This window comes from Streptomyces venezuelae, assembly GCF_008642295.1.
In the GTDB taxonomy this organism is placed as follows: Bacteria; Actinomycetota; Actinomycetes; order Streptomycetales; family Streptomycetaceae; genus Streptomyces; species Streptomyces venezuelae_C.
In genome coordinates this window covers 1657424-1670998 of sequence record NZ_CP029190.1, presented here as the reverse complement: position 1 = coordinate 1670998, position 13575 = coordinate 1657424, and the positions used below count along the sequence as shown (strand labels likewise).

The window sequence follows — 13575 nt, the reverse complement described above, 5'->3', positions numbered from 1 at the left end:
TTCATCTGATGATGTGGGAAGGCTGCTTCGGCTCATGGCTACGCGATCCGCGCGCAGGTCCCACAAGCAGGTGGCCCGCGCGGGCCAGGCGGACGCCGTTCCCGAACGAAGCGCCGCCGTCCTGGGCCCGGCCTCCGGATCCTGGATCCTCGCGGGCAGGGACGGCCGGCTGAGCGCGTACGCGAGCGCCGAGGGCGGGCTGGTGCGCTGGACCGAGAGCGTTCCCGGCGGCCCCGGGTGGACCGGCCCCGACTTCTTCCCGGCCCCTGATCTGACCCACCTCTGCCTGGCCCAAGGGCAGGACGGCTACGTGCACTTCGTCGGCCGGCGCAGCCGGATCGTGGACGGCCGGGAGCAGATCACCTTCCACCATGCGATGCAGTACCAGACGGGCCGGCCGCTGGGACCCTGGGCCTCGCTGGGCAGCCTCTACCAGAACGAGGACATGGCCCGCACCGCGGGCGCCCCGAGCGCGGCCGTCGACGGGCACGGCGGACTGCACGTCTTCGTACGGAACTTCGGCAAGGGAGTCCACTGCCGTCGGCAGGACGGGAACGGCAAGTGGAGCAAATGGGCCGATATCAAGGGCAGCGGAACCCTTGACGGCTCCACCGGGTTCGCGACGTTCGGCGGCCGGGTCTCGCTCCTCGCCCCGGCCGAGAAGCGGGTGAGCCTGTGGACCCAGTCCGAGCCGGGCGGTTCGGTCGACAAGGCGGAAGACCTGCCGTTCCTCGCCCAACCGGGCTCCGGCTGCGGTGTGGAGACGGCTCCTGACCGGGTCACGTACTACTGGCACCTGGCCGACGGCCGCGGCGTCTGCGCCTACCGCGCCGGGGTCGGCGTGATGGCGCTCGGCGGCGGCCCCGCACACGGTGCGGTCGCCGGCACCCGGGCCTTCGTCGACGGCTACGACTGCACGGTCCTCGCCTACCGGGGCCTGAACGGCCGGACCGCGCTCGCCGCCTATCCGACCGAGAACGAGGCGGCCGGCCTGTGGTGGACCGAGACCGGCGAGGACTCGGTGGGCTCGCCCGGCCTGACCGTCGATGCGCACGGCAGGATCGTGATCGCCGCGATCAGCGGTTCGGGCGAGCTGCTCGTGACCCGGCAGAAGGACAACATGGGCCTGTCGCTGGGCCGGTGGACGCGGTACTGAGCCCCGCGGGGACTACGCGTTCCGCGCGGGCGGAAGGCTCCGCTGAGGCGGCACCTTCGCCAGGCCGTGCCGGTCCACGGCCAGGGTGGAGATCTTCCGGAGGAAGTCCACCGAACGGGCCGCGGTGCCCTCGGTGATCCAGGTGTCGTCGATCTCGCACAGCTCCACCCGGACCGGGGAGTCCTGCAGCACGATCGGCAGTGTGTAGGCGATGGTGGAGGCGAAGGTCAGGACGGTGTGCCCGATGGGCTCCACCCGGGCCATCACCTCCATGGGGAGCTCGGGGTGGAGGATCTCCATCCCGGTCCTGGCTGCGATCTCCCGTAGTTTTTCCGGGCTTTCGCGGCGGTGCGCCAGATAGCGCTGGGCGCCGCGGGACCGGGCGATCCAGCCGATCGCCTCCAGGTAGTGCTGCCGGTCGATGATGCCCGTCTCCACCAGCGAGCTGCCGGCCAGATCGGCGCCGCCGTGCACCCGGACCGGGCCGAAGGCCTCCCGGGTCCAGCGGTACTCGTTGGGCACCACCAGGGCGCCGGGCGGCGGGCTCACCGGCATGCAGGTGAAGAAGGCGAACCGCTCCAGGGTGTCCCGGGACAGCCAGCGGCCGACCGAACCGCCCTTGCCGTCGGACTTCCTGGGCGCCTCGCCCTGGTGCCAGCGGCTGAGGCTCTGGCCCTGGGTCAGCAGGGTCACCAGCTCCGTGGTGGCGGTGCCGTCGTCGACGACCACCACCTCGCGCGCCTTGGAGAAGGGCAGCAGGGCCTGCACGGTACGGGAGAACAGGTCGCCGATCACCAGCCGCTGGGCGCCGGAGACGGAGCGGCCGAGCCGGAGCAGGGTGTGGGCCCGGCTCACCGCCCCGGACCGCACCTCGTAGCGCCGCCAGACCAGCCGGGCCTGGGAGGCGAACCTGCACAGCCGCCGCACCTGCTCACGGGAGTGCCGGTCGGTGGGCTGCAGGACGGCGATACCGAGGGAAGACGCCTCGCCCGGGTGGACATGGGCCCACTCGAGCACGTTGAGCAGTTGAGCAGGGCTCTCCACCAGGGCGAGGGTCTCGGTCATCGACGGTTCGTCACTTGCCCGCGATGACGCCCTGGACGCGGCGGAGCTTCTTCATGGGGCCGAGCTCGGACTCGTAGACCTTCTTGATGCCGTCGCCCTTGGCCTCCTCGATGACACGGATGTCGCGGACCAGGCGCTGCAGGCCGCCCGGCTCCACGGAGGCGGCCTGGTCGGAGCCCCACATGGCGCGGTCGAGGGTGATGTGGCGCTCGACCACGGTGGCGCCCATGGCGACGGCGGCGACGGTGGTCTGGAGGCCGATCTCGTGGCCGGAGTAGCCGATCGGGATGTTGGGGTACGCGGCCTCCAGCGAGTGGATGACGCGCAGGTTGAGCTCTCCGGTCACCGCCGGGTAGGTGGAGGTGGCGTGCAGGAGGATGGTGTTCTCGCTGCCCAGGACCTCGACCGCGTGGCGGATCTGCTCGGGGGTGGACATGCCGGTGGAGAGGATGACCGGCTTGCCGGTGGCGCGCAGGGCGCGCAGCAGTTCGTCGTCGGTGAGGGAGGCGGAGGCCACCTTGTGGCACGGGACGTCGAACTTCTCCAGGAAGGCGACGGCCTCGGTGTCCCACGGGGAGGCGAACCAGTCGATGCCGCGCTGCTTGCAGTGCTCGTCGATGGCGCGGTACTCGTCCTCGCCGAACTCGACGCGGTGGCGGTAGTCGATGTAGGTCATCCGGCCCCAGGGGGTGTCGCGCTCGATGTCCCACTGGTCGCGCGGGGTGCAGATCTCCGGGGTGCGCTTCTGGAACTTCACGGCGTCGCAGCCGGCGTTGGCGGCGGCGTCTATGAGGGCGATGGCGTTGGCCAGGTCGCCGTTGTGGTTGATGCCGATCTCACCGATGACATAGGTGGGCAGCCCCGGGCCCACCTGCTTGGTGCCGACCTGGCGGATGCGGTTGCTGTGCACCACGGTTCAGAGTTCCTTTCCAAGGATCCATTCGGCGATCTCTCGCACGGCGCCGTGCCCTCCGTGGGCCGGCGCGACAGAAGCGCGCGTTCGCGTACCGCGCGCCTGAAGCAGGGGAGGAGGTCGTTCACGTCATGCCCGGCCGGTCCGCCGCGTCCAGCAGCGGAGCCAGGGCGCGGGCCCGGTCGAGGTCGCCGGGCTCGTCGATCTCGATGGCCCGCTCGGGGGCGGTGGGGACCAGCTGGGTGCGGCCGAAGAAGCGGTGGCCGTGCTCGCGGAAGCCCGCGGCGCGCATCGCGTAGACGGTGCCGGTCTCCAGGTACTCCGGGTGCCGGTCCTGGCGGCGCTGGCGGACGGCCTTGTCGTGGTTGACCCCGTCGGCGCCGTGTCCCGCCGGAGCTCCGTCCGGCTCGGTGCGCCAGACGAAACCGTGGAACGGGACCGCGGTGAAGGCGGAGTCGGCGCCGTCGCGGGTGAGGGCCAGGACCGTCCGGTCCACCTCGTCGGTGGTGATGAACGGGCTGGTGCACTGGACGAAGACGAGTACCCCGACGGGCTCGCCGTGCCGCTCCTCCAGGGTGTCCAGCGCGTGCAGCAGGGCCGATTCGCTGGAGGACACGTCGGAGGCGAGCTCGGCCGGGCGGTCGACCACCTCGGCACCGGCGGCGCGGGCGGCCTCGGCGATGTCCGGGTCGTCCGTGGTCACCACAGTACGGGTGATGTGCTCGGCGGCCAGGCAGGCGCGGACGGCCCGGGCGACCAGCGGGACCCCGCCGATCGGTGTGACGTTCTTGCCGGGTATGCCCTTGGATCCGCCGCGGGCGGGGATGACAGCGGTGACGGCGGACGAGGCCTGCCGGACGGCCGTGTTCACAGAGGTCTCCAGGGAAGAGTGACGGGAAGAGCGGGGACGGGCTCGGACACGGGCATGGGCATGGGCACGGGCTAGACGCCGCCCCACTGCTGGATCTTCGGAGCGACCCGCTGGACGCCGAACTGATAGGCGCCTTTCATGAGCCGGCGCGAGGTCCGGCGCACGGCGCTGCTCGACCGGCGGCCCGGCAGCTGTCCGGGGGAGCCGTCGAGGTTCACGCCGCGCCTGCCGAGCAGGGTGGCGACGTACTCGGGTGCGCTTTCGGCGGTGTAGTACGGGGTGATGGGCGGCAGGGGCTGCCCGCTCAGCTCGGCGACCCGGGCCCGGAGTTCGCCGAACGGGTCGGTGGCGCGGATGCCCTGGTCCCGGGTCCAGGACTCGTGGGCCATCGGCGCGGCCCCCTGGTCGATGGCCTCCCAGTCGGTGACGCAGCCGGAGCCCACGAAATAGTGGTTTCCGTGGATTTCCCGGACTCCGAGATCGCTCAGAATGGCGGTCGGCATTCCGCGGTGCATTGATTCCAGCGCGGCGGTCGAACTCACCGTCACCAGGAGATCGGTCCGGTCCAGCGTGTCGGACATGTTGCCGTAGACGAAATGCAGATTGGGCGGCAGGGATTCTTCCATCTGCTGGGCGAGCACCTGGTAGTGGTGCGTCTCCACGTGGGTGGTCGCCTCGCCCGGTTTGCTGCGGAGTTTGATGAGGACATCGCGGCCCGGGCGGAGCCGGGCGTGCTCGATCGCTCGGCGCAGCATATAGGTGCGGCCTTTTCGGTCCTCGGGCACGGACGGCTGCACCGCAAAACACACGGTGTAGGGGTGCCGGGCATTGACCCGGTTCATATCGTACGGCCGGTGGTCCAGGAACGGCAGGGCGGTCTGCACGATGCTCGATCCGGGAATGCCCAGGGGGATGTATGTTTCGCGGAAACGGCGTGCGTCGAAAGGGCTGTTCGCGAGCACGATATCGGCGCCGGCACGCAACAGCAGGCCGTCGGTTACCTTTTCGTACACCACACCGACATAACCGGTCATCAGGATGGGGCGCTGCCATTGCCCTTGGAAACGGTAGGCGAGTGCGTGCAAAGCCGCGTGGGTCGCTCCGCCCACCGTACCGAGGATGATCACGTCCGCTTGGTCCAGCTCCGGCGCCGTGGCGAACTCGGGGAGCGTGGACTCGGAGATGGCGGCGGGTGTGATCCCCACCTCGGCCAACTGCCGTGCGGTGGGGGTGGATCGACCACGCAGCATGTGCGCGTGGACCTGGCCGTGCGGGGCCATGCCGATGGCGAGGCCGGCTCCCCATTTCCAGCGGGTGTCGGAGTCTGCAAGTACGTGGATGCGCACTGTGACTCCTGGCTCGTGGGGGGAAAAGCGGACACAAGGGTCGCGACTGGAAACGGCGTGTGAACCTGTCGACACGCCTCCAGCGGCCCCGGTGGCTGCGCTTCCGGCACGCTGGCCCGGCCGGATTGCCCCCGCGGTCCGGAACACTGTACATCCTGACCGGGACACTACAAATCGGCATAGTGGTGCGGCGGGCGCCCGGGAATCGGAGGGGCAACCGGGCGGTTCTGCCATGATGTTCGGCGGGATTGCCGATTGTGTGGGACCTGTGTACATACGGTGCCCGTGCCGTCGCAGGTCGGTGAAGGTGTGTCAGTGAATGGAAGAAGGTGAGTGTTACTGATGGTTACGTTGTCGGTGATTGTTCCGATGTGCAATGTCCGCGACTACTGTCGGACAACACTTAAGTCCCTGGCGCTGAATGCGAGAGAGGATTTCGAGTTCATCATCGTGGACGACTGCTCCACCGATGGGACCCTGGAAATCATTCAGCAGATGCTGCCGTCCATTCCGGGTGCGGTCCTGATCCCCAATCAGCAGAACATGGGGATCTCGGCCACCCGGAACCGCGGACTCGCCGCCGCCCGTGGACGTTATGTCACGTTTCTCGACGGGGATGACTGGTACGGACCCGGATACCTCTCACAGCTGGTGAGCTGGATCGGTCAGTCGGGCGTCGACTTCCTTCGCACCGGACATGTCAAGGTCTTCGGCAGGAAGCGCGAGATAGCCAAGTGTCCCGTCTCTCCTCGGGCCATGAGGCTGGACCCGGCGGACTATATCCTTCCGGTTGATGCCTCGTCCATCGTCGACTACCCGCTGGTGTGGGCCGGAATCTACGACCGCGAGCGCCTGCTCTCCTTCGACGGCCTGTACTTCGACGAGACCCTGCGCACCGCCGAGGACCGCCACTGGATGTGGCGCCTGCATCTGAGGGCCCGCTCCTTCGGTGTCGTCGATCTGTTCGGCGTCTTCTACCGCCGCGATGTGGCCGGCTCGCTCACGAGGATTCCCGACGAGCGCCAGCTCGATTTCATCGTGTGCTACCGGAAGGTGTTCCAGGAGATATCGGGACATCCGCGCGGATATGAACTGTCGTTCAAGGCCATGCGGACGCTCTGCGCAATGATCTGCATCCACCTGGACCGCGCCGACACCTATGACGAATACACCCGCTCACTGCTCATGGAGCGCAGCGCCCGGGTCCTGGTGGAGAGCCCCCGGGACGTGCTCGAGGGAACCCTGGACGGCATGGACGCACGCCGGGTGAAGAAACTGCGATCGCTGCTTTCGACCGTTCTGGGTGCTGCCGCGTCATGACACAGATATTTGCCGCTTCCACCCTCTACGGCGCGATGACGGTGGCCGCCGCCATCGATGCCGGCCAGTTCGGACCGCCGGGCGGACGCGAGCGCATCCTGCTCGTGTGCAACAACGTGGACATTCCGGAAGTGGCGACTCCGCTGCACCGGATGCACGGAGCCGAATCCGTGGTCTCCCGCTTCACCCGGATCGTGTACTGGAACGAGCTCATCGCCCCCTATCACCCCTCGATGTGGGGGCCCCGGGGCGAGGACCTCCTGCTGTGGCGCACCCTGCTCGGGGAGAAGATCCGCCTGGCCCCCGGCCCGCTCGAACTCATCGTCGAGTCCATCCAGGTCAAGCCGGCCCAGGCGCTCTGCCAGATCTTCTCCGACGCCACGGTCACCGTCTACGCGGACGGGGTGATGAGCTACGGCCCCACCCGCAACGACCTGCACCGCGACCTCCACGCCCGGATCTCCCGGGTGCTCTACCTGGACCTCATCCCGCAGCTGGTCCCCATGCTCCTGACGGAGTACCGGATCCCCTCGCAGCCCGTGGACACCCGCGCCGTGCTCGGGCTCCTGTCGGAGCTCACCCGGGAGTGCCGCCCGCTGCTCGACGCGGCGATCCCCCCGCACATGCTGCAACACGGGCAGGAGACCGCCGTCCTGCTGGGCCAGTACCTCTCCGCCCTCAAGATCCTCTCGGAGGACGAGGAGGAGCAGCTCCACCTGCGGATGTTCCAGGCCGCCGTGGGCATGGGCTTCCGCTCGGTCATCTTCAAACCGCACCCGAGCGCCCCCTCCAACCTGGCCGACACCCTCGCCCTGGCGGCGCAGCAGGCCGGCGTGGACTTCCTGGTGGTCGACGCCCCCGTCCTGGCCGAGACCCTCTTCGAGTACCTGAAGCCCCGGTTCGTCATCGGCTGTTTCTCCACCGGCCTGTTCACCGCCCGCTCGCTGTACGGGATCCCGGTCGGGCAGATCGGCTCGCTGGAGGTCATCCGGCGGATGCGGCCGTACGAGAACAGCAACCGCATCCCCGTCACCATCACCCACGCCCTGCTGCCCGACCTCGAGGCCCCGGGCGGCGGGATGGCCGACCGCGTCCTGGACGCCGCCTATGTGACGGGTGAACTGGCCGCGTACGTCTGCACCGTCGGGTTCTGCATGCAGCCCAAGCGGTACTCCTTCCTCCGCCCGGTCGCCGAGCAGTACATCGCCGCGGCCGTTCCGGTGTGGGAGCAACGCCCCGAGCTGGGCATGCACTTCAACGACAAGACCCGGGACAAGCTGGACCTGCCGGGGCCGCCGACCAAGAAGACCCTGCGGGGCCGCCGGATGCGGTTCATGCCCACCCGGGGCATGCAGTTCGAGGTTCCGGTCATCGAGGTCTCGCTCGCCGGGTTCGCCTCCCTGCTGGAGGACGGGGACGACGAGGGCGCCCTGCAGGTCGGTACGAAGCTGCTCGCCGAGCGCGAGCACTTCGACGTCCTCATCGGCATGGCCCAACTGCGCATCCGCAGCGGCGAGCTGGACCTGGCCGAGGAGCACCTGGAGAAGGCGGTCAGGAACGCCGAGGGCAGCGAACGGGCCCTGACCTGGCTGCGGATCGGCGAGACCGCCGCCCGGATGGGCAAACGCGGCACCGAACTGCGGCAGCTGGCCGGCCGGGAGGCGCTCCGCCTCAACCCGAACTCGCCGGCCGCCGAGCGGCTGGTCAAGGGCAAGCGGTTCCTCCGCCGCTGACGCGCACCACACGGCGAAGCCCCTCCGCACCAGGTGCGGAGGGGCTTCGCCGTAACGGTCGTCCGTCGTCCGTCGTCCGGACGTTACGCCGGGACGCTCGCGATGCCGGGGGCGAGGAACTTCTTGCCGTTCACCCGCTCCGAGACGCCCTCACGGTCCAGGTACGGCGTGACGCCGCCCAGGTGGAAGGGCCAGCCGGCGCCCGTGATGAGGCAGAGGTCGATGTCCTGGGCCTCGGCCACGACACCCTCCTCCAGCATCAGGCCGATCTCCTGCGCCACCGCGTCCAGGACGCGGTCCCGGACCTGCTCCTCGGTCAGGACGGAGTCGCCCTGGACCAGGAGAGCGGCGACCTCGGGGTCCAGCTCCGGCTTGAAGCCGTTCTCGGCGGTGTAGACGTAGAAGCCCCGCTTGCCGGCCTCGACCACGCGCTTGAGGTTGGGGGAGACGGTGAAGCGCTCCGGGAAGGCGCGGTTCAGGGTCTCGGAGACGTGCAGGCCGATCGCCGGGCCGACCAGCTCCAGCAGCACCAGCGGGGACATCGGCAGGCCGAGCGGCTCGATGGCCTTCTCCGCCGTGGCCACCGGGGTGCCCTCGTCGATGACGTTCTGGATCTCGCCCATGAAGCGGGTCAGAATGCGGTTCACGACGAACGCCGGGGCGTCCTTGGTGAGGACCGCGGTCTTCTTCAGCTTCTTGGCGACACCGAAGGCCGTGGCCAGCGAGGCGTCGTCGGTCTGCTCACCGCGGACGATCTCCAGCAGCGGCAGGATCGCGACCGGGTTGAAGAAGTGGAAGCCGACCACGCGCTCGGGGTGCTTGAGCTTGGAAGCCATCTCCGAGACCGACAGCGAGGAGGTGTTGGTGGCGAGGATCGCGTGCGCCGGGGCGACCGCCTCGACCTCCGCGAACACCTTCTGCTTGACCGACATCTCCTCGAACACGGCCTCGATGATGAAGTCCGCGTCCGCGAAGCCCTCGGCCTTGTCCAGGACACCGGTCACCAGGGCCTTGAGGCGGTTGGCCTTGTCCTGGTTGATGCGGCCCTTGCCGAGCAGCTTCTCGATCTCGGCGTGGACATAGCCCACACCCTTGTCCACGCGCTCCTGGTCGATGTCGGTGAGGACCACCGGCACCTCCAGGCGGCGCAGGAACAGCAGCGCCAGCTGCGAGGCCATCAGGCCCGCGCCGACCACGCCGACCTTGGTGACCGGACGGGCCAGGGACTTGTCCGGGGCACCGGCCGGGCGCTTGCCGCGCTTCTGGACCAGGTTGAAGGCGTAGATACCGGAGCGCAGTTCGCCGCCCATGATGAGGTCCGCGAGCGCGGTGTCCTCGGCGTCGAAACCGGCCTGGAGGTCGCCGTCCTTGGAGGCGGCGATGATGTCCAGCGCACGGTAGGCGGCCGGGGCCGCGCCGTGCACCTTGGAGTCCGCGATGGCGCGGCCCTTGGCGACGGCGGCGTCCCAGCCCTCGCCGCGGTCGATCTCGGCCCGTACGACCTCGGTGTCACCCGTGAGGACCTTCGCGGTCCACAGCAGGGACTGCTCCAGGAAGTCCGCGCCCTCGAAGATCGCGTCGGCGATGCCGAGCTCGAAGACCTGCTTGCCCTTGAGCTGCTTGTTCTGGTTGAGCGAGTTCTCGATGATCACCGAGACCGCGCGCTCGGCGCCGATCAGGTTCGGCAGGATGGTGCAGCCGCCCCAGCCGGGGACCAGACCGAGGAAGACCTCGGGCAGCGAGAAGGCCGGGATCGCCTTCGAGACGGTGCGGTAGGTGCAGTGCAGGCCGACCTCGACACCGCCGCCCATCGCCGCGCCGTTGTAGTACGCGAAGGTGGGGACGGCCAGCGCGGCGAGACGCTTGAAGACGTCGTGCCCGCCCTTGCCGATGGCCAGCGCCTCGTCGTGCTTCTTCAGCAGCTCGACGCCCTTGAGGTCGGCGCCGACCGCGAAGATGAACGGCTTGCCGGTGATGCCCGCGCCGACGATGGTGCCGGCGGTGGCCTCCTGCTCGACCTGGTCGATCGCCGCGTTCAGGTTGGCGAGGGACTGCGGGCCGAAGGTGGTCGGCTTGGTGTGGTCGAAGCCGTTGTCCAGCGTGATGAGCGCGAAGCGCCCGGCGCCGAACGGCAGGTCCAGGTGGCGGACGTGCGCGGAGGTCACGACCTCGTCCGGGAACAGCTCGGCCGCGCCCTTGAGAAGCTCAGCGGTGGTGCTCACTTGTCGCCTCCGGCGTCCTTGTGGTGCGGGTTCTCCCAGATGACCGTCGCGCCCATGCCGAAGCCGACGCACATGGTGGTCAGGCCGTAGCGGACGTGCGGCTGCTCCTCGAACTGGCGGGCCAGCTGGGTCATCAGGCGGACGCCGGAGGAGGCCAGCGGGTGGCCGAACGCGATGGCGCCGCCGTACTGGTTGACGCGGGCGTCGTCGTCGGCGATGCCGTAGTGCTCCAGGAACGCCAGGACCTGGACCGCGAACGCCTCGTTGATCTCGAACAGGCCGATGTCCTCGATGGACAGACCCGCCTGGGCGAGCGCCTTCTCGGTGGCCGGGATCGGGCCGTAGCCCATCACCTCGGGCTCGACGCCGGCGAAGGCGTACGAGACCAGGCGCATCTTGACCGGGAGGTTGTTCTCGCGGGCGAAGTCCTCGGAGGCTATGAGCGAGGCGGTGGCACCGTCGTTGAGACCGGCGGCGTTGCCCGCGGTGACCCGGCCGTGGACGCGGAACGGCGTCTTGAGCCCGGCGAGGTTCTCCAGGGTGGTGCCCGGGCGCATCGGCTCGTCGGAGGTGACCAGGCCCCAGCCCGTCTCCCCGGCCGCCTCGTTGGTGTTGCGCACCGAGATCGGCACCAGGTCCTGCTGGATCTTGCCGTCGGCGTACGCCTTGGCGGCCTTCTCCTGCGAGCGCACGGCGTACTCGTCGGCGCGGAGCTTGGTGATCGCCGGGTAGCGGTCGTGCAGGTTCTCGGCGGTCATGCCCATGAACAGGGCGGACTCGTCGACCAGCTTCTCGGAGACGAAGCGCGGGTTCGGGTCCACGCCCTCACCCATGGGGTGGCGGCCCATGTGCTCGACACCGCCGGCGATGGCGACGTCGTACGCACCGAAGGCCACGCCGCCCGCAACGGCGGTCACGGCGGTCAGCGCGCCGGCGCACATGCGGTCGATGGAGTAGCCCGGGACGGACTGCGGGAGGCCCGCGAGGATGCCGGCCGTGCGGCCCAGGGTCAGACCCTGGTCGCCGATCTGCGTGGTGGCGGCGATGGCCACCTCGTCGATCTTCTTCGGGTCGAGGTCCGGGTTGCGGCGCAGCAGCTCCCGGATCGCCTTCACGACGAGGTCGTCGGCGCGGGTCTCGTGGTAGATGCCCTTCGGGCCCGCCTTGCCGAACGGGGTGCGGACGCCGTCGACGAAGACGACGTCCCTGACGGTACGAGGCACGATGGCTCTCCTCCAGGGTGCGGGGTGGCACTGCTGCGCGGCGCCGCGCCAGGATCTCCTGAGCGCGCGCTCACCCCGTCATGCTACTTGCGGGTAACCGAACTGGACACCCCCTGCCCCGGGAGCGGCGAAGGTCACACCGCCCGGCCCCGGGCGGGACCGGGGTACGGCGAAGCCCCCGGCCGGCGGCCGGGGGCTTCGCAGGGTGCCGGGCGTCAGGCCGCAGCGGCCGTCAGGGCCGTGACCAGCGGGACCGTCACCTGCTCGATCTGCCAGGGCCGGGCCCCGTACTCGGTGAGGGCCTCCGCCACCGAGGCGGCCGTGAGCTGCTTCGGCGGTTCCCAGCAGAGCCTGCGCACGGTGTCCGGGGCGACCAGGTTCTCCTGGGGCAGGTTCAGCTGCTCGGCCAGGGCCGAGACGGCGGTCCGGGCCGCCGAGAGGCGGGCCGCGGCGGCCGGGTCCTTGTCCGCCCAGGAGCGCGGCGGCGGCGGACCGCTGGGCGTGGCCCCCGGCTGCGGCAGCTCGGCCTCGGGCAGCGCCCGGGCGCGGTCCACGGCGGCCATCCACTGGTCCAGCTGGCGCCGGCCCATCCGCTGGCCGTACCCGGGCAGGGCGGACAGGGCGTGGACATGGGCGGGCACGGCAAGGGCGGCCTCGATGATCGCCGCGTCGCCCAGCACCTTGCCCGGGGAGACGTCCCGCCGCTGGGCGATCCGGTCCCGGGTCTCCCACAGTTCGCGGACGATGGCCATCTGCCGGCGCCGGCGCACCTTGTGCATGCCGGAGGTGCGCCGCCAGGGGTCCTTGCGCGGCGGGGCCGGCGGGGCCGAGGCGATGGCGTCGAACTCCTGCCGGGCCCAGTCCAGCTTGCCCTGCCGGTCCAGTTCCTTCTCCAGGGCGTCCCGCAGGTCGACCAGGAGCTCCACGTCCAGCGCGGCGTACCGCAGCCAGGGCTCGGGCAGCGGGCGGGTCGACCAGTCGACCGCCGAGTGCCCCTTCTCCAGGGCGTACCCGAGCACGCTCTCCACCATCGCGCCCAGGCCCACCCGCGGGAACCCGGCCAGCCGGCCGGCCAGCTCGGTGTCGAACAGGGTGGTCGGCACCATGCCTATGTCACGGAGGCAGGGCAGGTCCTGGGTGGCGGCGTGCAGGATCCACTCCGTACCGGACAGCACCTCGCCGAGGGCCGTCAGGTCGGGGCAGCCCACCGGGTCGATCAGCGCGGAACCCGCGCCCTCGCGGCGCAGCTGCACCAGGTAGGCGCGCTGCCCGTAGCGGTATCCGGAGGCGCGTTCGGCGTCGACGGCGACGGGGCCGGTACCCGCGGCGAAGGCCGCGATCACCCGGGCGAGGGAGTCCTGGTCGGCGACCACCGGAGGAATCCCCTCACGGGGTTCGAGCAGCGGAATCGGCAGCCCATCGGACGGAACATCGACGTCGTCCGGGGGGCCGCCCCCGGTGGTGGTGCGCAGGTCTGCTGCGGTCTCTTGGGCGTCGGTCACCGCTCAAGGGTATCCGCGGATACGACGCGCCCGTCGCCGGAACGTTCCGTCGACGGGCGCGGGGCGGGAGTGCGGCGGTTTCGCCGGGGGTTCCCGGGTCGTCCCCCGGGGTTTCCCGCGGGGTTCCCCGGGCGTTCGTCCGGGCTCTGGTCCCGGTTTTCGGCCGGATATCCGTTGGGGTGGCCGGCCGGATGTCCGTCCGGATGGCTATACGGGTGCCTATC

9 protein-coding genes and 1 pseudogene are annotated in these 13575 nt (G+C 70.1%); 3 read left to right on the top strand and 7 right to left on the bottom strand.

All coding sequences use genetic code 11. The features are described 5' to 3' along the window. Positions 1–34 precede the first annotated feature (34 nt). A complete protein-coding gene (locus tag DEJ50_RS07230; RefSeq protein WP_150206756.1) occupies positions 35–1156 on the top strand; it encodes a hypothetical protein in 1122 nt (373 codons plus the stop codon). Between the two features lie 12 nt (positions 1157–1168). Here DEJ50_RS07230 and DEJ50_RS07225 read toward each other — a convergent pair whose 3' ends face one another. The 4 genes and pseudogenes from DEJ50_RS07225 to DEJ50_RS07210 all read right to left on the bottom strand — a co-directional run bounded on the left by DEJ50_RS07225 (position 1169) and on the right by DEJ50_RS07210 (position 5351). Continuing rightward, positions 1169–2221, bottom strand: a complete 1053-nt coding sequence (locus tag DEJ50_RS07225) for a hypothetical protein (protein ID WP_150206755.1) — start codon at positions 2219–2221, stop codon at positions 1169–1171. 10 nt (positions 2222–2231) lie between these two features. After that, on the bottom strand, positions 2232–3134 hold the full coding sequence (locus DEJ50_RS07220; protein ID WP_190344333.1) for an N-acetylneuraminate synthase family protein: 903 nt from the start codon (positions 3132–3134) through the stop codon (positions 2232–2234). A gap of 133 nt (positions 3135–3267) precedes the next feature. Then, a pseudogene (locus tag DEJ50_RS07215) lies at positions 3268–4005 on the bottom strand (cytidylyltransferase domain-containing protein); the annotation flags it as partial. A 71-nt stretch (positions 4006–4076) separates the two neighbouring features. After that, positions 4077–5351: a DUF6716 putative glycosyltransferase gene (locus DEJ50_RS07210; protein WP_190344332.1), complete on the bottom strand. Its 1275-nt coding sequence runs from the start codon at positions 5349–5351 to the stop codon at positions 4077–4079. Positions 5352–5693: 342 nt separating this feature from the next. Here DEJ50_RS07210 and DEJ50_RS07205 point away from each other — a divergent pair, with 342 nt between their 5' ends. Together DEJ50_RS07205 and DEJ50_RS07200 are read left to right on the top strand one after the other, a co-directional pair. Then, a complete protein-coding gene (locus tag DEJ50_RS07205; RefSeq protein WP_150206753.1) occupies positions 5694–6671 on the top strand; it encodes a glycosyltransferase family 2 protein in 978 nt (325 codons plus the stop codon). Beyond that, the gene (locus tag DEJ50_RS07200; RefSeq protein ID WP_190344331.1) at positions 6668–8404 is read left to right on the top strand and encodes an alpha-2,8-polysialyltransferase family protein; all 1737 of its coding nucleotides are present in this window, start codon (positions 6668–6670) and stop codon (positions 8402–8404) included. The genes DEJ50_RS07205 and DEJ50_RS07200 overlap by 4 nt, the downstream gene beginning before the upstream one ends. Positions 8405–8487: 83 nt before the next feature. Here the strand turns inward: DEJ50_RS07200 and DEJ50_RS07195 are convergent, their stop codons facing one another. The 3 genes from DEJ50_RS07195 to DEJ50_RS07185 all read right to left on the bottom strand — a co-directional run bounded on the left by DEJ50_RS07195 (position 8488) and on the right by DEJ50_RS07185 (position 13351). Beyond that, a complete protein-coding gene (locus tag DEJ50_RS07195; protein ID WP_150206752.1) occupies positions 8488–10626 on the bottom strand; it encodes a 3-hydroxyacyl-CoA dehydrogenase NAD-binding domain-containing protein in 2139 nt (712 codons plus the stop codon). Further along, a complete protein-coding gene (locus DEJ50_RS07190) occupies positions 10623–11849 on the bottom strand; it encodes an acetyl-CoA C-acyltransferase (protein ID WP_150206751.1) in 1227 nt (408 codons plus the stop codon). The genes DEJ50_RS07195 and DEJ50_RS07190 overlap by 4 nt, the downstream gene beginning before the upstream one ends. A gap of 215 nt (positions 11850–12064) precedes the next feature. Then, positions 12065–13351 carry a ribonuclease D gene (locus DEJ50_RS07185; RefSeq protein WP_150206750.1) on the bottom strand — a complete coding sequence of 429 codons (1287 nt, stop codon included), beginning with the start codon at positions 13349–13351 and terminating at the stop codon, positions 12065–12067. Positions 13352–13575 lie beyond the last annotated feature (224 nt).

Excerpts from the sequence above, each read along its gene's own strand:
- DEJ50_RS07230 (WP_150206756.1), top strand. The coding sequence starts at position 35 with ATGGCTACGCGATCCGCGCGCAGGTCCCACAAGCAGGTGGCCCGCGCG.
- DEJ50_RS07225 (WP_150206755.1), bottom strand. The coding sequence starts at position 2,221 with ATGACCGAGACCCTCGCCCTGGTGGAGAGCCCTGCTCAACTGCTCAAC.
- DEJ50_RS07205 (WP_150206753.1), top strand. The coding sequence starts at position 5,694 with ATGGTTACGTTGTCGGTGATTGTTCCGATGTGCAATGTCCGCGACTAC.
- DEJ50_RS07200 (WP_190344331.1), top strand. The coding sequence starts at position 6,668 with ATGACACAGATATTTGCCGCTTCCACCCTCTACGGCGCGATGACGGTG.